Raw genomic sequence first — 19552 nt, forward strand, 5'->3', positions numbered from 1 at the left:
GCCCTGAAAACATTGAGTTTTTCAGGGCCTTTTTTCTTGCCTGAAATCCTGTGCCCAAGCCTCTGTGCCCAAATCGTGCCCATCCTGTGCCCACGCAATTTGGCCTGTATGAATTACTTGCGACAAATCGACCAATTACAAAATCAATCTGTGCCCATCCAAGTTCGTGATTTGGTCATATTTTGCCCGATGGTCACCCTATTTTTAGAGTCTATAACGATCTGAGAAAAATGTTAGAAATGACCATCGGGCATTTTCAACATCCAGTTATATGATGCTCTCGCCGTCTCAGATAGTAGCGGGAAATCCACCCAAGCGTGTTGGTATAGTTTTCCAATGATGTAAATCGGCTGGCATGCCCCAACAACTTGGAGATTAGAATCATGTCAGTAGCATTGCCATAACAGTGACCATCCTCTTCATATGAGTGCCTCCACGAAGCTCCACCCATAACCTCGGCAAACTGAGCCAGCATCTGATCCTCAAACCACGGGTGCCTACCATCAAGATCAATGCTCAAGCGGCCGACTCTGGTATCCTTTCGAAACTGTTTATCGACCAGCATGTAATAACGCACCAATTGCCATGATGCAAAACCATGCCGAAGCCCATGCATTTTCTGAACTCGGGCATCCTTAGACTTAAGTAACCTCCCAACCTGCTTACTAAGCTTCCAGGTCGGAATGGGTTCATCCTCCTCCCCAATGAGCAACCATGTTGCATCATCACTTAATCGTTGTTGAATATAACTCTTAAGAAAATCTAGGTGTTCTTCTGGAACAAACAACCCATATGGAAATGTTCTTCGGCTACTGAACAGTTTGCTTCGGCCAACAAGAAGCCTGTATTCATCTAACGCGCCCTTCACTGTCAAATAACAAACCTCTTCACACCTCAACCCACAATAGAACGCAAAAATAAGAGCGATCTTAATGTTCTCATTATCAGCGGGATTTATAACCTCATCAACTTCATGCGGGTATATCACTGCGCACTTAGCAGTTGTTCTCGATACCCGGAATGAATAATCTGTAAAATCTATTTTCGGAGCTATCCCCTGCTCATGAAGATATTCATTCAACACCTTCATATGAGAGATGGCCGTGCGCCTGCTTGAAGGCATATAATCTTCATTGGATGCCAGGTCACGAATAGCAGCCTTCCATTCATTCGCATTCATTTTCACTATGGATTTACCATCTGGAAGCGGTAGCACCCGGTTAATAACTGCCGAGATGTACCCTCGAAAAGTAGATAGCCTCATGTTTTGGAATCGCTTCTGTTTCATCATCCAGATTAGCCATCTGCCAAGGACCTTCTCATCCTTAACACATCTTCCATTTGACTCTCCATCAATCAACGATTTTTCAAATTCCTTTCGCAACGTTCCCGCGTCTCCAAGTGTTACTTTTCCCCCAGTAGACGAAACATCCGATTTCCTGACTAGGACATGAAGCGTCTTCAACCACGTATACTCATGCTCATTATCCAACGAAATGTCTGAGGCAGCCTGTGAAGCTACATTGCTCACTTCTTCTTCATCTGCTAATAATTGTTCAAGGGGAATTTGGGCCCCGCGAATACGGTTTCTATGGTCGGCCAAGCAGACAAATGGGACGCCATTTAGAACCATGCTCAATCTTGATGACCTAATCCAAAATTCGACATCCAGATAATCTGGCACCGGCCGATCTGGAAATACTGATCTCCATAAAGATTGCAGAAACGCCTCCAGATATATTCGTCGCGGACGCTTTTTCTTATGATCGCGAGTCATCTGCCAACCTTCAGGAAAGATTGAACCATCCTTTTTTGCTCTTTGATATAAAACCTTCATACACCCAAGTGAATAATCGCCCAGATAATAGTGCTTCAACTGACGGTTTTTTTTGCGATTCATCGGTAACTCAATCAATGGCATATCGCAGTTCAAATGAATCATATTTTTTTCAAGATCGACGATTCGTCCATCTGCATTTTCAACGACCACACCATCAAGTGCGATCAATGAAAAAATCAGCCTTGCAAAAGCGTCTTTATGATTATGGCCATTATTAACTGACTTTTTCGTCAGTTCACGAATAAGTTTATGGAATTCGAAAAGACGATCGAAATCCAGATGGTCATACTCAATTGCAAGATACTGGCGCGCCCTCAGATGAACTTCTGGCCAATGAGATATTCTTAAACCTGAACTTGTTTGAAGGCCATGGAGAATCCAGCTAAGCGTTACATTACAAAAAAACTGTTCTTCTTCATTGCATAACGCATACCTCTTTTCATCCATGATTCCCATTTGAGTATAAAAAAAATAAGTCGACTTCTTATTCCACGTCCCTGTGAAACCTGAATCCCGTAGGACAAGCAACGCCGTTCTCGCAACCTTCAAATTATGTGTTCTTCTTGGGATATCTGCATGCAGGCGAATTTTGTGAATTATTTCAACCGTGCAACTCTTATAATGCCGCTTATGCATTGGTGAATGGAACCTTTAGACCAAGGTATTGTACGATCTCTCTTTCAATTGTATCGCTCAACCACTGGGCACTGATAGACCAACTAAGCAGTGATGTAGACATTTCCGGCTCTCTAGCAACATGTCTATGGCCTGAAATTAGATCTATCGCCTCCTGTGGTATACCCACGTTATGCAGGCGCGTCAGCAAGAAATGACGACATCCATTTCCAAGTCCCTCAAAACATCCTTGTTCAGTGGTCAAATGTGTAAGGCGATCAAGATTACTAGGTGTTACTTCAACAAGAGCTTTTGAGCTCTCATCAACGAGAAAAATCTGATTCACTGGAACATCAGATGAATATCCTTCCCTCTTCCAACGCATAAACTGTTTGTTATGAATTTGCAGATGATTCTTCATTGCCTGAAGCAGCGTCGGGCAAAGCGGCACTACACGTGATTCTTTAAATTTCCTGTTCCATTTGTCATCGATATACAAGTTGCCGGCCACTAGATCAAAATCGGAGAACAAAGGAAACGGATCTCTCTGTGGGCGACGCCCGGTGCAACTTGCCAGAAGAAGATACAAATATGAAACATAGGCATTCCACTGCGCTGCAGATGCAATCAGCAATTTCCCCTGCGAATTTGGAATAGTCGACAGAAGTAACTTTGAGTGCCTTTTCAAAGCTTTAGGATCAGGGGTTTTGGCTGCTCCAATAAACTCTAAGCCATCAACAACTTCAGAAACCGCGCGAAATTTCATCTTCTTTAACAACTCAGAAATACTAGTTTTAGGTGTTCGCAAAAAAGCACCTACCATACGACTCCATTCACAAACGGCGTAAGACCATGGAATCGAAACATAAAAATGCTGGCTTGTAAGGTGATTGCGACGTCTTTCTTGCAGATGATCTGCTAATAGTTCGGGCATACCTGCACCATGAACAAACAGAGCTTCAAATGTAATTTGTAACCGCCTCAATGAAGGAACACTAAGGCCATCTTCCCCCAGTCTCTTAAGGAAGGTTTTAGCTTTTGTGAAATCATTCTTAGTAAAAACTAAGCCCTGCTGTTCCCCATCTGCAGGCAAGTGACGCGTAATGGTTCGCGGTAAATCTAGACGCACAATCAAGGGTACATTCAAATAGCCATCAACATTCTCTGCGCCCCGAAAATTCAACCACCAGAGCTGCCTTTTCTCCGGAATGTAGAATCGCCCCCTCTGTAACAACTTTTCTGTCAGCTCCCCACAGGGATCACCATCTTTAGTCAACATCCCGGTTCTGATCTTTTTCATACCCTTTTCACCACTTCCGGTTAGCAATCCCATCCCAAGTATCGCTCGCCATGGTTCGGCCTGACGTACAAGACATTGGGCCAGAACTGACCGAATTGTCATCATCGACAGACATTTGAGATCCCAAGGTAAGATTCGCTCACTGGCGAGCATCGCCTCCTGCTTTCCGCGCATCTTCCGCTTTGCAGTCCAGGGGTCAGAAAACCAGCTGGCGGGAAGTGTTAATTCATGGTCGTGAACATAGTCAACATCATCCTCGCCACCAGATTCCAGTAGTTTTTTGTCTGCATCTGGATGAAGAAAACTCTCTCTTTCCAGCTTGCCTTTGTTATCAGGGGAAAAGCAATCGCTGTCACTTTCAAGCTCCTGAAAATCACAGCCCAAATCACCGTTGTTTATCAGTGCAGGGCCACAACCTCGCTCATATAGCAGCCACCTCGACTGACGTTTACCACTATGCCCCCCTCCACCCTTCCTCAGTTTTTTTCTATCCCGGAAAAGAAGGTCTGATATATAAGTCCACTCTGGTGCCGAAGTTATCTCTACAGTATTATTGATCTTTTCCTGCATCGCACTGGTAGCCAGAAATAACTTGAACTCGTATTGCCAATTAAACTTGGGGCTCAATTGTAGCCGAGGAGCACCAATGACAAGCTTTCTGGCAGCCATCGACAATGAATATAAATAGGAGTCTGTAGCCCCCTCAACCTGATTATAGCACTGCCGAACACGACGAAATAGAAATGGAATCAAAGCTGTATATTGTGGCGAAATCTGAAGTTCCCCATATAAAAGCATGGGATGCATTAATAATGTAAAAACAGGATTCTTTTCTCGAACACCCCATATCGATGGGGGATCAGAACTGACCGAAACATTATCATATAGAGAATTAATATCTTCCCAGTTGAACCTCATCCCAAGTTCGTCTTCCCATGCTTTAATTAAGCAACAAACCACTGGTTTGGTTTCTGAAAAAAGCCTCCCATCATTAGGTAAATCAATGAGGTTTGCCATAACTCCAAACAAAGGGCTAAGGTGAGCAGGTACATTCAAGGCTTGCTCTGCAGGGTGGCCACTGCCTAAACAAAAATAAAACTTGGCGAATTCATCCATCATTTTATTTCTCCTTCAAGTTCAACATTTTTCTCAGTGTCACTCGATTTGGCATTTGACTTTTTTAAGTCGAGCTTCTCGGTAATCGAACTCAGAATTGTGTTTGGAACATCTTTTTTTCCAGTCATCTTAAATGACTTGGGAACATAACCTGTTAGTGATTTAAAAAGATCAGCAGGACTTTTTTTAAGGTACCTTGACGAGAAATAGCTTCCTGACACGCATTTGGCACCTTCTCCCATACTCATAACGTCTTGTATTATAGCGGCTTTAGCAGCATTAAAGACTGGGCCACACTTAACGGCAGACAACCCAAGGTATAAATCATCGTGAAATGACTGAATATCATTACAATTTGATCCTAAATTCAAATCACATGTGATGTCTTTATCCCAAGCGGTTTTCATCAGTACCAGATAAGAAATATAGCCTCCAACAACAATATAAGATTTATTCGTTCGCATCTTAGGCTTTGGAATTACGTGTATGCGCCGATTTGCAGCTGTGGTTAAAACTGATGCTGAAAAATCTTCAAAGATAATCCATTCTAAGAGTTCAAGAGGAACCTGTTGAGACAAACCTTCAGGCCATGCCAACTGATGTAGTTGCACAGAAACAACTTGCTCTAAAGATTGATTTTCGTCTAATTCTGGTATAATTTTTTCTTCGCATTCTGACATAAAAACTCCTTCAAATAAGATTGAGGGCGCTATTATATCAATTCATGCAATCCCATGTGCCGCGTGTCCGTGGACGTAAAGTCTAGTGAAACAACCAACATCACCATTGAGAAAAAGAGTATCGTTTTAAAGGTATTATTAGATTATAGGATGTAAAAAGTCGACTCATTCAAAATCAGAAAATCAATACAGGCCACTATGCCTCTGTATCCGGTTGATCTGGAAGATGTTCCATGAGCTTCTCTATCGGGCATTTAAAAAAGACGCAGAGCTTATCAATGTTATCAGTTGTCATATTATAGCCCCGTTGACTCGATATTTTAGAAAGTGTTGTTCGGTGAATCCCTGTTGCAGCAGATATTTCATCCAAAGTAACTCGCCTTCCTAATTTGAACTCCATGTCTGAAATTAGTTCTTTCAACCTAAATCGAATCACTTATCCCCACCTCTATTACATCATAAGCAGATTATAACCATGCCTCCATGAACCGTACAAGCATCATTTGTAGCGTGTACGCATCATTCGTGCTTGACAAGCACCCTTTACGCATCATATGATGCGTACACGCTACAAATGATGCGTGAAGGTGACATTATGGATAGACAAACTTATTTAACTACGGATCAGCTTTCAGAAAGGATTCATTACGATCCAAGATATATCAGGGAACAACTGAAAGACTCGGTATTCATTGAGGGGGTTCACTACATCCGCCCCTTTGGCCGCAGAAAAATCCTGTTTGTCTGGGAGGCCATTGAGAAAGAGATGATGAAGTCGATGTATCCAACCAGTCAGGTTATTCCTCTTGCCGCAGGCGGCTCGGTCCGTGGGTAGTGTTCGCCCTCGCGCCGAAACCGGAAAACTGTTCATCGACTTTCGCTATCAAGGACAGCGATGCCGGGAACAGACGCTGTTGGATAATTCCCCTGCAAACCAGCGCCGACTGGAGCTACTGCTGGAGAAAATCGAACAAGACATTTCTGTCGGAATTTTCGATTACGCCGCAACATTTCCGAATAGTCCTCGCGCAAAAAAGTTTGCACGCGACTCCGAGCAACTGAATGGTGCTCCACTATTCCCGGAATTTGTCGAAGAGTGGTGGCAGGAAAATGCCTTTCGCTGGAAACGTAGCGGCATTAAGAACATGCAGAGCACACTCGATAAACACCTGCTGCCGATATTTGGTGGAATGGCAGTAAGCCTGATTAGCAAAGGGGACATTCTGAAATTCAGGGCACATCTGGCTGAACTGCCCGGACGCAGCAACAATAAACTTTCGAACAAGCGCATCAACAACATCATGCAGCCACTGAAAAGCATTCTGGATGAGGCGGCAGAGCGTTACGGATTTACTTCTCCATTTCGATCCATCAAGCGTCTGCCGATTAACAAACCTGACGTGAACCCGTTCTCTCTGGCGGAACTGATGAGATTTCTCGATGAGGTACGTCTGGATTTCCACAACTATTACACCACGCGATTTTTTACCGGTTTGCGTACCGGAGAGGTTGATGGCCTACGCTGGAAGAATGTCGACTTCGAACTCGGACTCATCTATGTGCGTGAGTCCTTTACCTATGGAGAAATGGATACGACCAAAACACCTGGTTCTGAGCGTGATGTACAAATGTCCACTCTGGTACGCAACGCATTACTTGAGCAGAGGAAGCTCACCATCGGTATCAGCGAGTTTGTATTCTGCAATCGTGATGGCAGGCAGCTGGATCAGGCCAATGTTACCAAACGAATATGGTATCCCACACTGGCGCGTCTTGGACTGGAAAAACGCCGTCCCTATCAGACCCGGCATACCGCCGCGACTTTATGGCTGGCAGCAGGAGAAAACCCCGAATGGGTAGCACGCCAGCTTGGTCATTCATCTTCACAGATGCTGTTCCAGACCTATGCCCGTTACATCCCCAATGCGACGCGCCAGGACGGTTCAGCAATCGAATCTCTTATCCAGAAAATAATTCTCTCGGAGGACAATCATGAAGGAACAGATGAAAAGTGAAACCTGTCCAACTTGTGGGCATAGAAACATTATCAAGCCAAGCAATGGAATTGTAGAGCAGCGACGCAAGGCAGCCTCATCACTAGCCAACCATCTGGCCTTCTCACTCAACATCCCAAGAACCAAACAGCTTGTGTTTATTCTCGGCAAAGGAACTGAGCGCGATAACCATGCGGCGGTAGCCCATTGGATAATGGAGAAGATCGGATACGTTAATAGCTGGCCCTTACCTGCAGACGAAGTCCATGCCCTGATCTCGGATTTGGAGCGTGATTTAAGCGGAATTCTTTCTGACCTGGACCATGGAAAGTTTTATGTGTGATAAAGGTATCTGGATCAAAGATATCCATCCGAATTTGTTGTTTCAGGGCTTCTTTCACATGAAGCATGATCACTCCCAAATCCTGCTCGCCGATGCAAGCGGAAGCATTCATGCTGACCTTGAAGATCATCGCTATCTTCAAGGGTTATCCGGCAACATCATCTGGGTTTCCGGCCGAGCCACTACAAGCATAGATGGAGATTCAATTAATATTCTATCCCTCCTTCCAACAGAACGCTGGACAGGAAATCCATTTGCCCTGACTGACCCCAAACTTCCGGGTTTCAAGCATTCATCCGCGCTCTACCATCACGTTCAGTCAATTCAAGATCAGGATCTGCGCCGACTAGTCGATATATTATTTGCAGATACAGGATTAATGCGTGGCTTCATGTCTGCCCCTGCCAGCCTGAAACACCATCACGCATTCCCAGGAGGCTTAGCCAAACATACTCTCGAAACACTGGATATGGCGTCACAAATCTGTGCGACTCTCTCTAAAGAAGAACATGCGTTGGTAATTTCCGCCTGTCTTCTTCACGATGCTGGTAAGGCATTCGAATACAGCTGTAATCAGAAATATCTCTCACAAAGAGGATACCTTCTGGGTCATGAAATCACCCTTCTGGAATGGCTTTCTATTTCGAACTGAATAAACGAATGAAGTAGGAGTATTCATGCCAAACAACATCAATATCATCGTTGAAGAAGATGAGGCCCAGCGAATTCTTTGTGCTCTTGAACATTATCGCAGTAAATGTGTTGATCTTTCACTGTCTCATTCAGACAAAAAATCAAGGGTATGGTTTCGCAAGGAGAGTAAGGTCTTAAACGAACTTTTGACTAAGGTTCAAGCTTTCAGTGGTGGCTTGGACACCCTTTGATTCAAAATGCGAAGTACTTCACATTTTGAAACGATGTTTTGAAGGTTAGGTTCAAGGCTAGGCTCGTTAGCGTGCATTCTTGATCAATGCGGCTCCCTCATCTCTGTCATACTTTCCACCATTATGAAACACCTCTAGACATGCCACTGCCATCACGAACGATACCCCCAGTGTGATTAGTAACGTTCTCATTTTTTCACCTCCTCGAAACTCAATAATTATATGAGTAAGAAGGACAGAAAGGGTCTGGGCCTCGCTCCCCGAGATTGTCGATAAGCTTCACATCGATCTGGTCAAAGGCTAGTGAGCTGGTTAAATATTTTGCAAACGATCAAGGGTATAATATGAATCAGGAGTCGCCATGATTGAGAAGTTGTTCATCTTTATCGCTATAGCTACCAGTATCATTGCTTCTGGATTGATTTGGAATGGAACTTTGGATGAACGAGAAGCGGGGTTAGCTACAATTTCAATTGTGATGAACTTTATATTGATTGGGGTAGTTCTGTACAAATGGTCTGTTGAAGAGGCAAAAACCTATAGACTAAAATCCTCAGCAGACGAAACTGAAGAGGCGATCGAAGATGCAAGAATGGGTAATGTTGAGTCATTCTCTAGTATCGCAGACCTGATGAATGATCTTGATTCGAAAAAAGGTTATTGATATTGAGGAGGGATATATGGAAATAAACCAAGGAACTGTTGCTCTTGTGATTCTAGCAGTAGTAATGATCTCATTTAAGATTTTTGGTGAGAAACAATACATCAACTCACACAAAGTATGCAGTCAATGTGATGAATCAATTAAGATTAAAGCTAATATTTGTAAGCATTGTGGATCTCAGCAATGACTGAAAATGTATAAAAATCTCGACTTAGCTTGATAGAGTGCAGATTGATTTGTTGGCCAATGAATCGCTATCGTTTCTCTATACACCCCTGAGCTAACTGTCCGCATCCGCTCCGGCCTCAAGCAAGAGCCTCTGGCACTCTGTTCGCTTAAACGCTGTAGCCCATTTTAAGGCAGTGCCGCCCTTATGGCTGACATTTACGTCCGCACCTGCCTCAATCAGCAGTTTAAGACACTCTGCATGCCCCGCTTCTGCGGACCTCATCAACGGTGTCGCGCCACCGAATGCGTTACTATCGAAATAATTCACATCGGCTCCGGCCTCAATCAGAAGCTTCATACACTCTACATGGCCATTGATTGCGGCAATCATCACCGCAGGATAAGAAGAGCCGGCGGTAGCATCTACGTCCACGCCACCATCAAGCAATAGCTTCAAGCGCCCTGCATCGCCATAGCTTACCGTCAGATTCAAGGCCACTGACTTTGCATCCTGGGTGACATTCAGATCTGCACCAGCCTTAATCAGCTCCCACAGACATCCGCTATGGTTTCTATCTGCAGCGTAGGCAAACGCTGTTCTGCCATCCTTACCCTTGGCATTCACATCGGCTCCAGATTCAATCAGCAATTTAAGGCACTCTGTATGTCCGTTTCCTGCAGCAACCATCAATGATGTCTTGCCACGCCTGTCGGTAGCATTCACATCTGCACCGGCCTCAATCAACACCCTCAATCGTACTGGGTCCTCATAATAGAAGTTCACATTACTGCTAGTGCTCAATATTAATGCTGTCTTGCCATCCTCATCTCTGGCATTCGCATCCGCTCCGGCCTTCAGTAAACTTTGCATAGCGTCTAGATCGCCGCGTCCAGCCGCTGACAATAAATCCTTGTTCAGCTCTTTTGGCTTTTGATTCCCCATCCCATGATCCTCATTTGAAACCTCGGACATACACCCCTCTCTCGTTTCTCAACTCCGCCCAGTCTGAAAGAGAACATCCATTAAGATGGACAAAATCTGACTGCAGATGCCTGACACATTATCAAAGCCCCATCTAACAGAACGTTCTAAAGGGCAACGCTCCCTTTACCCGCAGGATTCCTGAACCAAAGAACTGAATACACTCCGTCATTAAGTTCACTTTCTACCGCCGTTCCATGCCAGAAAAATGAACAGTGGCTCAATCATGGGAACTACCACCCCTATAAAATGCCACTACTTCTGGATCGCTTCCCCAGCATTCTTTTTCCTTCGCAGTAAGGCAAGACTCATCAACTTTTTGCTTACGAGTAGCCGCCTGCTCTTGCAGTTTATAGTATTCTTTTTCTGCAGATCTCCACGAAGCAGTACCATCCTTCACATCAGGGTATTGCCCCCGAATCCAATCGGCCGCAGCTTCCTTTCCCTCCCGTCTACATCTTTCTTCCACTTCTTTTCCCGCTTCAATAGCCAACTTTTTAGATACACCCATTACTATCTCCCATCAAATTGAAAATAATCACATCATTTTAAGAAACTGGTGCTGCAGTTTCTAAATGCGGCATTGACTCAGTATTAATCTTAGATGGCCTATTTCACCTTCGAAAATAGCCTTCTAAGCTCTAATATTACCTGCTTCTAGAGTATTCACTCAACCACTTGCCTTGGTCCGACCCAGAATTCATGTCCGCAGAATTCAATTCCTATAGCTTGTTAGCATTATCCCGCTGACAGGATCGGACCGAGCAAGATCAGCAACAACACCAGTATCGCCGGAATAAACCTTATATTTAAACGTATCATCCGCTCAAGTGGAACCAACCACCACAAGACGCCAGCACGTATCAACGTGATAAAAAAGAGTATGATAATGACGGCTATTCTCACAGGAAAAGACTTCTCATCCGCGAGCTTTCTCAGCATCGACAGCGTTTTAAGGTTCATCGCTTCCGCTTCTCTATGCTTGTTTTGAGCATGAAGCACACGAACCAAAGCAGCCTGATTGCGCACCACATCCTCATGCTTGTCACCTAGAAGCTCACTACTCATAGCCAGCGCTTCTCGATGAAGCGATTCCGCTTCACTATGCTTGTCCTGAGCATGAAGTGCTAAAGCCAGCCCGGTCAGACTACGCGCCACATCCACATGCTTCTCACCCAGAAGCTCCCTTAATATCGCCAGCGCTTCTCGATGAAGCGATTCCGCTTCGCTATGCTTGCCCTGAGCATGAAGTACTAAAGCCAGCCCGGTCAGATTAGCCGCCACATCCACATGCTTCTCACTCAGAAACTCCCTTAATATCGCCAGCGCTTCTCGATGAAGCACTTCCGCTTCGGTATGCTTGCCCTGAACAAGAAGCGTATCAGCCAAGGCTCCTAGGCTGCTCGCCACATCCACATGCTTCTCACCCGGCAGCTCCCTAAATATCGCCAGTACTTCTCGATGAAGCACTTCCGCTTCGGTATGCTTGCCTCGAGCACGAAGTACTAAAGCCAAATTGTGTAGGATGGATGCCACATCCTCATCCTTCTCACCCAGAAGCTCTCTCCGTATTGCCAGAGCTTCACGATGAAGGCTTTCAGCCTCCCGATAGAATCCGCAAAAGTTGTAGAAATCACCCAATGTACTTCTTAAGTGGCCATCATCATCTTTAAACTGTGTCTGATAACGCGCCAGCATCTTATGCTGATTACAACCAGCCGCATTCCAGTAACCGAAGAGTTCGATATCTCCATTGTTTCGTTTCTCGAAGAGCAAGAAAACATCCAGCTTAGCTAGATAGCCTTGCAATTGCATCTTGCTATCCAGATGGACTAATTGCCATGGTAATTCATCAACCTGACGCTGTGTTGGCTCATCAAGCTTCTGGAAGTATGCGACTATCTCTTTTCGAGCAGTGTTGAGTTCGATCGATAAAGTTCCTTCTTTATCGGCAAGCGCATATTTCTTCTCCACCGCCTGCCTGAGCGCATCATGCATAAAACCATAGAGCCCTTCCCGGCCGGCAAGATAGCCGCCCATGCCGAATACGAGGCTTGCCAGATAGATCTGCGGCACATGATGACCGGATTCCTCATGGCAGATATCGAGAAGCTCAGCCTCACTCAACCCATAGCGCGCTGCATAGATAAGCGTGAGCACTTCTTTCACATGCGATTTCGTATATGTGCTCTCACAACGCTTTAGAACCTTTCCAAACAAATTGACCAGATTCTGTGAGCTGAGATAGTCATCCAGCATTGGCTTGAGCGTATCGTGATTAGCATCGAGCCTTAGCTCATCAAGAATCACTCTCAGGAAGAGTGGATTGGATGCATGCTTGTGCGAAATTAATGTATCGAGCAGATCCCCCAACCCTTTGTCTTTCTTGTAGCGTGCCAGATACCCCTCAGCCAAACGCCTGCGATCTACTTCATTCAACGGCTCCACATTCTCAACCGCGCACTTACGTTCTCTGGCTGCATCCAAGGTTTCACCGGGTAGCATTGCCATAAGTAGATGACCATGAGTCGGGAATGAATGGATGAATCGCTTTAACTCCCCATCCTTGCCCCTGAGCTGGTTTACACCATCCAGAGCAACTAGATATGGCGCATCCTTCGGAATTCGCAGCATCCATTCTGCAAACTTGCTATAAATCTCGTTGGTATCCTTTGGAAGATCATCTTCGATCTTGAAGTATTCTTTGATCTCACTCATCACGCGTAGCAGAACACCCTCGGCATCCGACTCACCACCAGTGCCTGCGTAATGTTCGATCACGAATCCTTCAGGGTTGGATGAACGCCAGCGAGTAACATAATTGGAAACTAGTGCACTCTTTCCTGAGCCCGTATCGCCAGTGATAACTAATGGTATCGGATACTCTGCTGAGAAGTGGCTATTAATCTTCTCGAAGATTTTTTCATCAGGGATATAGGCTTCCAGTCGGCTGCTAGCAAATGCAGCATGGAATTTACGCTCTTTCTCCAGAGCAGAATACTCTTCTCCTTCTGGGAATCGTTCATTGATTACCTTCAGTAGATCATCGCGAATCTGATTACCCAACTCCTCCACTGAGGAGTAGGTATCAATAGCACCAGCATCATTTTTATGCTCATAGACGTGCCAGTCACCATCTTTCCTACGGATGCGTTCTTTTAGTTCATAGAGCTTCTTGCGCTTAATTGAATCCTCTTCCTCAAAAAAAACTTCCATCTTTACTGCCGAGTCTTCTGCACTGGCTACATCAAAGAGTTCCTGCGTGAATGCCTTATCGCGGAAATAAAAGTAGGAGAATTCCTGTTGCTTTTCATTCTCAAGCACACCGTGCATGATCTCCATTGCGGTGACGCTCTCCTGAGCCTCATTCCATTTAGCAACCTTAGGTTTTAGATTATCATTACTAATACGAATATGGCAGTCTGTTTCCTGCTCTTCGTCCTTGCGCACAGTTAGTCCATCATCACTCGGACTCCAGCCATAACGCTCACCCAGCATGCCGATAAAATAAGGATGGCAGCGATTTATCTCTTCAAGGCATATCTCTACAGCCGCACCTTGTTTTGAATCTTCCTCGTTGATCCCCCATTGCAAGTCCACCTCAGTAAAAACGGCTCCACGCTTCTCGCAAAGCTGGCGCAACTCAGGAAAAACATGCGCGTTGAGATATTTTCTCTCTTCACGCATATCCGAGAAAGTTGATGATATGAATACTCGAATCTCACGACTCTCATGCTGACCTTTCCCTTGGTTGTTTTCTGCCATGATTTTCCCCTAAAGCTTATTCGATTATCTGATATGTTTTTTCAAAGATAGATTGGCTGACGATGCCATAATCATCTTTGCCATACTGTAATAGCCAGTCGCCCTGTTTTCCCTCAAGACGACCTGAACCCCAGTTCACATCCACATAGAACGGCTCCTGCATCTGCAGGGCGTGAACCACGATCGGCTTCTTGGTGTAAGTGCCATTTTCCCCCGCCCTGATGGGCAATATGGGAGTATAGGTCTCATTGAATCGAGCGCGCTTAATCGGCCAGCGTTCCCCTTCAACGCCGGTCAGAATGGCATCGCCCGCATGATAGGAAACATCTCCCTCAAGGGTATTGCAGACCCCATCTTCCGTCGCGAATACAACTCTGACTCCCACAGGCTTTTTCATCACCCTAATCGACCATTCAGCGTTAATGAGGTCTATCTCATTTCCACACAGCATTTTAATCTTTACTCTCGACAGATTCGAACAGATCCATCTGCTTATGCATGTCGACCCAAGCGGCTTGTTCATGCAATATAGCCCTTCCTAGTCGAAGAGAGACTGCCGAGGCCATCTCCCTGTCTCCAGCCAAATCTCCACTATAGTTCTCAAGCTGCATATTCGCACGACTATAAAACCCAAGGGATGATTCATACCAATCTGCCTCTGCCTCAATTTGTATAGCACTAGCATATCTCGAAACAACCAGTGAAACCGCTATCGGGATTACGATGAATAGACCAAGAAGCCAATCAGGAACACATGCTAACTGCCAAGTTTCAAGGGGCATAAATTGCAAAAGCATATCCTTCAATTGTTGTATGAATTCAGGTGGATGGTCAACTTCCATTTTGGTAAGCCCTAAATAGGTAGCTAATCCAACACCCACTCTTAAAGGCCATTTGCCAAGAAACTGACTCCAAAAAACCATATTTTTATAGCTTTTAAATTGCTGCTTATAGCTGGTCTCACTTCCCTGAATTTTCCCCTCTAAATATTTCTTCTGATCTAGTAGCCAGCCATGCCTAATAAAGTCGATACGTGATTTAGAGAATGGTGTTTTCTGGCGATTATATGGTAAAATGGCATGTATCCCCCGCATAGCCTCAATAATCCATCCTAACTCTTGCTTTTGCTTGGCAGGGTAATAATCAATCACTGAGGACTGAAGCCCCACCATGAACCACGCAGCCTGGATACGAATCCCTTCTGCAAGTGAACGATATTGCAAATGAAGAAGGTGATGTTTTTTCCGCCCAAAAAACCAAGATAACAGCCACGCAAACATGGCAAAAAGAACAAAACCAAGATTCCAGTGCCATGAGGCATCCTCAACACGGTCAAAATATACAAAGCACACCATAGCGATAGCGGCAATTACTGACAGAATTGTGAAATTCCGAAATGAATGTTCTTGAGTGCTATTAGCTAAGGTGTTGGCTGAAGCATAAATATCAGCCAGTAACTCTACACCTTCTTGTTCCGATGACTCCAAAGCCGGACGGCTTGTCAGCAGTACTTCCACATTATCATCATTCTTTTCTTTAATCTCATTCTGAGCGAATAAAAACCATTTACGACCATCGCTCCACACCTTGGATGTCATTTCTAATTGAGATTTTTCATTAAAGTCATTAATTGCCCTCAGGCTTCGTATAGCATTCTTATAAAAACCATCTTCATCTGACCCAGTATCAGAATCAGGTTTCGATGCAGCTTCCCACTCTCTCGCCCAATCAAACTCTGCCACTTCTTCCAAGTTCCAGAGAATCAGGGAATTCTTTTCCTGCAATACAGGCACTTCTGGAATCAACGAGTCTTCAACACTTGCGCCTGTATAAAGGTGCCCCAGTTCACTGTTAAGCATACGATTCTGAAGCTTTTCACTATCCACTGGGTTAGAGCCAGTGAGCAACACATGTGCATGCCTTAAGATATAGGCTGAGATCAATTCGCCTTTGATTGCTTCTTCCTGATTTTGGAAAAGCACATCTACGGATGCCACATGTATCTGGTCTGGCAATGCTAACGCCTTCTTATCAGCATCAGAAATTAACAGATAGATTGAGGAATAAGCACATGTTTTCTCTATCTTTTCAAGCGCATCGCCTAACACACTTGGGGCTATATCCCCAATAACCCCAACAACAATTGGAATATTCCGAACCATCCCCCCCCCTTTTTATGAATCCACTGAATGTCACCTATTAGTAGCAGTAGTGTATAGCACCCAGCTTGCCAAAGGCGACTTTGCCTAAGTCTGGATGAATTTGAAAGTTGGATTATCGAGAGCTTTTTTCGTCAACCTATACATTCCATTAGTGAATTATTTCTACTCCTTAAGAAGCACTGCATGCATAGCATCCGCAATGCGTGGATTTCCCATCAGGGTGTTAAGCAAACCTGTCTCCGGCTTCGGGGTTTCATTGATCTTCGACAAGGTGTGAGCAAAGGTCTCCCCCAACAAAAAGGCCATGGAGAGGTGCTGATAGTCATCCCCGATGTAATCAGGGTGATATCCCTGATCTCCTCCTCTTTATTTTTTGTCTCTGCGATAGTGATTTCCATGCACTTCTCCTTCCATTGATGTCAGCCTTGAAAAGAGACACCCATCGCCATCACCGAAGCAATCAGGAAAAGAAAAACAAACAGTGCCGGTGTCAGGTGAAGCCAGGTGACTGAGCATCCATTCTCAGCTTCAGGGTTTGAATCGTGATTGACCATCTCATCCTCCTTTTGATCACCAACCAATTAAGGTGCTATTTACCCAATATGGCATTTCTAAAATTCCAAGCTGCAAACAGTTCACACAGATGCATGGTGTTAGAGATATGAACCACCCCATCTTCCGGAGACAAATCATCGGCAATCTTGCTCACTAGATATGTCTGATAGCTGTTTGAGAAACCACCCTTGTCTTTAATCCACCCATGCGTTTGATCGTTTTCCATGAAAAATTCAAACCACCTAGACATAGAGACTTCGCCATCCATTCTCCCAGCCTCATTTATCACATAGTTAACAACTTCCAGGTTTTGTGGACTGGTTCTATAGCTACCGGCACTGTTTTTGGCTGAGCCATAAAATTCAACATCTTGTTCAAAGATCTCAGGTATAATTTCAGCGCACTGCTGAGATATCGTTTTTGCTCTTTCAGGCATGTTAAATACCTCTTTCCCTCTGCCATCCCAGGCAGAACATAAAGAGTGATACTCTTCTGGAAGCTGATCACACGCCTGCTGTATGCTCATGCTCTCTTCTGCTCCAGATGTCATCGGAATAAGCAGCAAAAAAAGGAGGGTATTCAGCCCTTTAAATAACATTTTCATATGAGACTCCTTTATTGTCAGGTGATGAAAAATCCAGGGATCAAGAGTGTTGATCACCATTTCCGAAGACGCCCCCTCCAGCTACACGACTGCAACCGGAGAGGGCATTTATCAGAAATCAGATAGCTCCATTCTTTTTCAAAAAGGCGGCGAAATCATTTTCGCCCATTCGATAAACAGTCTCCAGCAGAGCCTGTCCTTTCACGGATACACCTTTTTCCACAAGCTTCTTTACAATGTCCAATCGTTTGTAACGGATCAATTCCTCAATTGTGTACTCTCCAATATTAAGTAGAGAGTTTTTCACACCCGCATTAAGCAGGTAGTCGACCATTTCCTCAGAGCCAAGCTTGCAGTACCCATCTCTCCTGAAAACCTTCTCATAACTCAATGCCTCCAGCGCATAATAGAGTGGATCGTCGATCCAGCTATGTGTACGCTCTTCAATTCGCTTATAACGATGAGTCGTAGTTGTATGATGATGTGTCCGTGTGTCCAGAGTCGCCCCGTGAGCAACAAGGTATTTAACCGCTTCCAACTTCCCTGAAGCCACTGCAGTAGAAATGGCGCTTCTGGGACCATAAAAATCTGGTTTTACAACATTAACCTTCAACTCTTCCACGAGAAACTTTGTCCAGTCACTGATTTCATCTTTACCACACGACACCGAGGTGATGAGCTGCCTTCTTAAGTCCTCTTGCGAAACAAACTTCTCAGCATCTTTCCCAAGATAGCCCCTTAGAAAACGCATCATGTCAGATGATTTCTTATTAAAAGCATTACTATATAAACTTCCAAGAACCTTTTTATCAGGATTGAAGCTCTTGATTTCCTTCTCAAGCAGATCAATCCAGCCCAGCTCTGCAAGGGGTTCAAGAACATCTACTTTGTGAAATGAGCCTTTTTCAATAAGGAGTGCGACCTTTTTACGATTGAGGCCCTCCTTTTCGCTTCCTTTTTCAACATAAATTAGGCTTCCGATCGGGTCACGTTTATGCAACAGACCTGGATATGTATCCAGCAAAAGCTCAAACGTCTCTAATGAGGCATTGTGTAAATCTACAATCGAGGATAATTCCTTGATCGCGTTCTCCAATAATTCAGGATGTTTTAGCAGCCAGCGAAGCTTCTCATCTGACAACTGCATAAAACGATAATCACGATTATGAGCGTTTCTATGGAAACTTTTGTATTCGAAATCCGGATTGCCACCAGCCTCCAACAATGCATCCAGAGACTCAACAGGGGCCTCAGCAACAATCATGGTCCAGTCACCATCGCTCAATTCTGTCGTGTTCTGAATAACCCATTTCACCTTATCCTCGGATAGGTCCTTCGGATACATAGGAAGCGTCTTGAAGTCAGGTAGCTTTTTGGCTGCATCCCAGCTTTGCAGTTTTGCTAATGGGAAGTTTTTGATCAGCCCCCACAGATCCGCCTCAGAAACTGTAGCGCCACTGTCGATAAGAGCCGGAACAAATGTATGCATATTCTTCTTGTTTACAGCTTCTAAGATCAAACCTTGTGGCACATTAATTCCATTTGCGAGCATGTAATCCATACATGCCCCTTTTTGATCAACCGCAGCAACTGCATTAAAGTAGTTCCGGGACTCCAGTTTCACTTGCTTTTCATTTTGGATATATTCAACCACATCCATTTTTCCGGACGTACAGGCAGCTGCAATAACACGCTGCGGAGAAGCCCCCTCCTCCAAAGCTTTCTTGGCATTTTCAACATCCTCTGAGGCTGAGCACCCCGTCAGCAGTGCCATAGCGACTGAAGCAATGATAAATCTTTTTTTCATGCAAAAACTCCTTTTCATTATATTGATTGATGATTTTTAGACATATTTGGCTGGTATAGCCTTGTTCAATGGA

General features: G+C 44.6%; 19 protein-coding genes. 6 read left to right on the forward strand and 13 right to left on the reverse strand.

The window, feature by feature from the left end:
- Positions 1-256 precede the first annotated feature (256 nt).
- The 4 genes from F3F93_RS05365 to F3F93_RS12735 all read right to left on the reverse strand — a co-directional run bounded on the left by F3F93_RS05365 (position 257) and on the right by F3F93_RS12735 (position 5951).
- On the reverse strand, positions 257-2287 hold the full coding sequence (locus F3F93_RS05365) for a tyrosine-type recombinase/integrase (RefSeq protein ID WP_176958136.1): 2031 nt from the start codon (positions 2285-2287) through the stop codon (positions 257-259).
- A 181-nt stretch (positions 2288-2468) separates the two neighbouring features.
- Entirely contained in the window at positions 2469-4874 is a 2406-nt protein-coding gene (locus tag F3F93_RS05370; RefSeq protein WP_176958137.1) for a hypothetical protein, read from the reverse strand.
- The gene (locus F3F93_RS05375) at positions 4871-5551 is read right to left on the reverse strand and encodes a hypothetical protein (protein ID WP_176958138.1); all 681 of its coding nucleotides are present in this window, start codon (positions 5549-5551) and stop codon (positions 4871-4873) included. Before F3F93_RS05375 ends, F3F93_RS05370 begins: the two co-directional genes overlap by 4 nt.
- 196 nt (positions 5552-5747) lie before the next feature.
- Positions 5748-5951, reverse strand: coding sequence for a helix-turn-helix transcriptional regulator (locus F3F93_RS12735; RefSeq protein ID WP_194334989.1), 204 nt, complete (start codon positions 5949-5951; stop codon positions 5748-5750).
- A 195-nt stretch (positions 5952-6146) separates the two neighbouring features.
- Here F3F93_RS12735 and F3F93_RS05385 point away from each other — a divergent pair, with 195 nt between their 5' ends.
- From F3F93_RS05385 to F3F93_RS05405, 5 genes are read left to right on the forward strand one after another with little or no spacing between them, the layout of a single operon-like run.
- Positions 6147-6386 (forward strand): hypothetical protein, encoded by a 240-nt coding sequence (locus F3F93_RS05385; RefSeq protein WP_176958140.1) that lies wholly within the window; start codon positions 6147-6149, stop codon positions 6384-6386.
- Positions 6379-7566, forward strand: coding sequence for a DUF3596 domain-containing protein (locus F3F93_RS05390; RefSeq protein ID WP_176958141.1), 1188 nt, complete (start codon positions 6379-6381; stop codon positions 7564-7566). Before F3F93_RS05385 ends, F3F93_RS05390 begins: the two co-directional genes overlap by 8 nt.
- Positions 7544-7888 (forward strand): hypothetical protein, encoded by a 345-nt coding sequence (locus F3F93_RS05395; protein ID WP_176958142.1) that lies wholly within the window; start codon positions 7544-7546, stop codon positions 7886-7888. The genes F3F93_RS05390 and F3F93_RS05395 overlap by 23 nt, the downstream gene beginning before the upstream one ends.
- Entirely contained in the window at positions 7881-8540 is a 660-nt protein-coding gene (locus tag F3F93_RS05400) for an HD domain-containing protein (RefSeq protein ID WP_176958143.1), read from the forward strand. Before F3F93_RS05395 ends, F3F93_RS05400 begins: the two co-directional genes overlap by 8 nt.
- A gap of 25 nt (positions 8541-8565) precedes the next feature.
- Positions 8566-8772, forward strand: a complete 207-nt coding sequence (locus tag F3F93_RS05405; RefSeq protein WP_176958144.1) for a hypothetical protein — start codon at positions 8566-8568, stop codon at positions 8770-8772.
- Between the two features lie 66 nt (positions 8773-8838).
- Here the strand turns inward: F3F93_RS05405 and F3F93_RS12620 are convergent, their stop codons facing one another.
- Entirely contained in the window at positions 8839-8964 is a 126-nt protein-coding gene (locus tag F3F93_RS12620) for a hypothetical protein (protein WP_277816512.1), read from the reverse strand.
- Positions 8965-9133: 169 nt separating this feature from the next.
- On the opposite strand from F3F93_RS12620, the gene F3F93_RS05410 reads away from it, so the two are divergent.
- Entirely contained in the window at positions 9134-9436 is a 303-nt protein-coding gene (locus tag F3F93_RS05410; protein ID WP_176958145.1) for a hypothetical protein, read from the forward strand.
- Between the two features lie 280 nt (positions 9437-9716).
- Here F3F93_RS05410 and F3F93_RS05415 read toward each other — a convergent pair whose 3' ends face one another.
- The 8 genes from F3F93_RS05415 to F3F93_RS05445 form a co-directional block, all read right to left on the reverse strand.
- Entirely contained in the window at positions 9717-10577 is an 861-nt protein-coding gene (locus F3F93_RS05415) for an ankyrin repeat domain-containing protein (RefSeq protein WP_347239204.1), read from the reverse strand.
- 229 nt (positions 10578-10806) lie between these two features.
- A complete protein-coding gene (locus F3F93_RS05420) occupies positions 10807-11097 on the reverse strand; it encodes a hypothetical protein (protein ID WP_176958147.1) in 291 nt (96 codons plus the stop codon).
- Between the two features lie 227 nt (positions 11098-11324).
- On the reverse strand, positions 11325-14351 hold the full coding sequence (locus tag F3F93_RS05425) for a tetratricopeptide repeat protein (protein ID WP_176958148.1): 3027 nt from the start codon (positions 14349-14351) through the stop codon (positions 11325-11327).
- A gap of 16 nt (positions 14352-14367) precedes the next feature.
- Entirely contained in the window at positions 14368-14748 is a 381-nt protein-coding gene (locus F3F93_RS05430; RefSeq protein WP_176958149.1) for a PGDYG domain-containing protein, read from the reverse strand.
- A 55-nt stretch (positions 14749-14803) separates the two neighbouring features.
- Positions 14804-16513 (reverse strand): hypothetical protein, encoded by a 1710-nt coding sequence (locus F3F93_RS05435; RefSeq protein WP_176958150.1) that lies wholly within the window; start codon positions 16511-16513, stop codon positions 14804-14806.
- A 419-nt stretch (positions 16514-16932) separates the two neighbouring features.
- The gene (locus F3F93_RS12625; RefSeq protein ID WP_277816516.1) at positions 16933-17067 is read right to left on the reverse strand and encodes a hypothetical protein; all 135 of its coding nucleotides are present in this window, start codon (positions 17065-17067) and stop codon (positions 16933-16935) included.
- A gap of 35 nt (positions 17068-17102) precedes the next feature.
- Entirely contained in the window at positions 17103-17672 is a 570-nt protein-coding gene (locus F3F93_RS05440; protein ID WP_176958151.1) for a hypothetical protein, read from the reverse strand.
- 118 nt (positions 17673-17790) lie between these two features.
- On the reverse strand, positions 17791-19479 hold the full coding sequence (locus F3F93_RS05445) for a hypothetical protein (protein ID WP_176958152.1): 1689 nt from the start codon (positions 19477-19479) through the stop codon (positions 17791-17793).
- Positions 19480-19552 lie beyond the last annotated feature (73 nt).

The organism is Mariprofundus sp. KV, from assembly GCF_013387475.1.
In the GTDB taxonomy this organism is placed as follows: domain Bacteria; phylum Pseudomonadota; class Zetaproteobacteria; order Mariprofundales; family Mariprofundaceae; genus Mariprofundus.

Coding starts and splice junctions, on each gene's coding strand:
- F3F93_RS05405 (WP_176958144.1), top strand. CDS start 8,566: ATGCCAAACAACATCAATATCATCGTTGAAGAAGATGAGGCCCAGCGA.
- F3F93_RS05370 (WP_176958137.1), bottom strand. CDS start 4,874: ATGATGGATGAATTCGCCAAGTTTTATTTTTGTTTAGGCAGTGGCCAC.
- F3F93_RS05400 (WP_176958143.1), top strand. CDS start 7,881: ATGTGTGATAAAGGTATCTGGATCAAAGATATCCATCCGAATTTGTTG.
- F3F93_RS05385 (WP_176958140.1), top strand. CDS start 6,147: ATGGATAGACAAACTTATTTAACTACGGATCAGCTTTCAGAAAGGATT.
- F3F93_RS05425 (WP_176958148.1), bottom strand. CDS start 14,351: ATGGCAGAAAACAACCAAGGGAAAGGTCAGCATGAGAGTCGTGAGATT.
- F3F93_RS05435 (WP_176958150.1), bottom strand. CDS start 16,513: ATGGTTCGGAATATTCCAATTGTTGTTGGGGTTATTGGGGATATAGCC.
- F3F93_RS05410 (WP_176958145.1), top strand. CDS start 9,134: ATGATTGAGAAGTTGTTCATCTTTATCGCTATAGCTACCAGTATCATT.
- F3F93_RS05375 (WP_176958138.1), bottom strand. CDS start 5,551: ATGTCAGAATGCGAAGAAAAAATTATACCAGAATTAGACGAAAATCAA.
- F3F93_RS05415 (WP_347239204.1), bottom strand. CDS start 10,577: ATGTCCGAGGTTTCAAATGAGGATCATGGGATGGGGAATCAAAAGCCA.
- F3F93_RS05445 (WP_176958152.1), bottom strand. CDS start 19,479: ATGAAAAAAAGATTTATCATTGCTTCAGTCGCTATGGCACTGCTGACG.
- F3F93_RS12620 (WP_277816512.1), bottom strand. CDS start 8,964: ATGAGAACGTTACTAATCACACTGGGGGTATCGTTCGTGATGGCAGTG.
- F3F93_RS12625 (WP_277816516.1), bottom strand. CDS start 17,067: ATGGTCAATCACGATTCAAACCCTGAAGCTGAGAATGGATGCTCAGTC.
- F3F93_RS05440 (WP_176958151.1), bottom strand. CDS start 17,672: ATGAAAATGTTATTTAAAGGGCTGAATACCCTCCTTTTTTTGCTGCTT.
- F3F93_RS05395 (WP_176958142.1), top strand. CDS start 7,544: ATGAAGGAACAGATGAAAAGTGAAACCTGTCCAACTTGTGGGCATAGA.
- F3F93_RS05365 (WP_176958136.1), bottom strand. CDS start 2,287: ATGGATGAAAAGAGGTATGCGTTATGCAATGAAGAAGAACAGTTTTTT.
- F3F93_RS05430 (WP_176958149.1), bottom strand. CDS start 14,748: ATGAAAAAGCCTGTGGGAGTCAGAGTTGTATTCGCGACGGAAGATGGG.
- F3F93_RS05420 (WP_176958147.1), bottom strand. CDS start 11,097: ATGGGTGTATCTAAAAAGTTGGCTATTGAAGCGGGAAAAGAAGTGGAA.
- F3F93_RS12735 (WP_194334989.1), bottom strand. CDS start 5,951: ATGGAGTTCAAATTAGGAAGGCGAGTTACTTTGGATGAAATATCTGCT.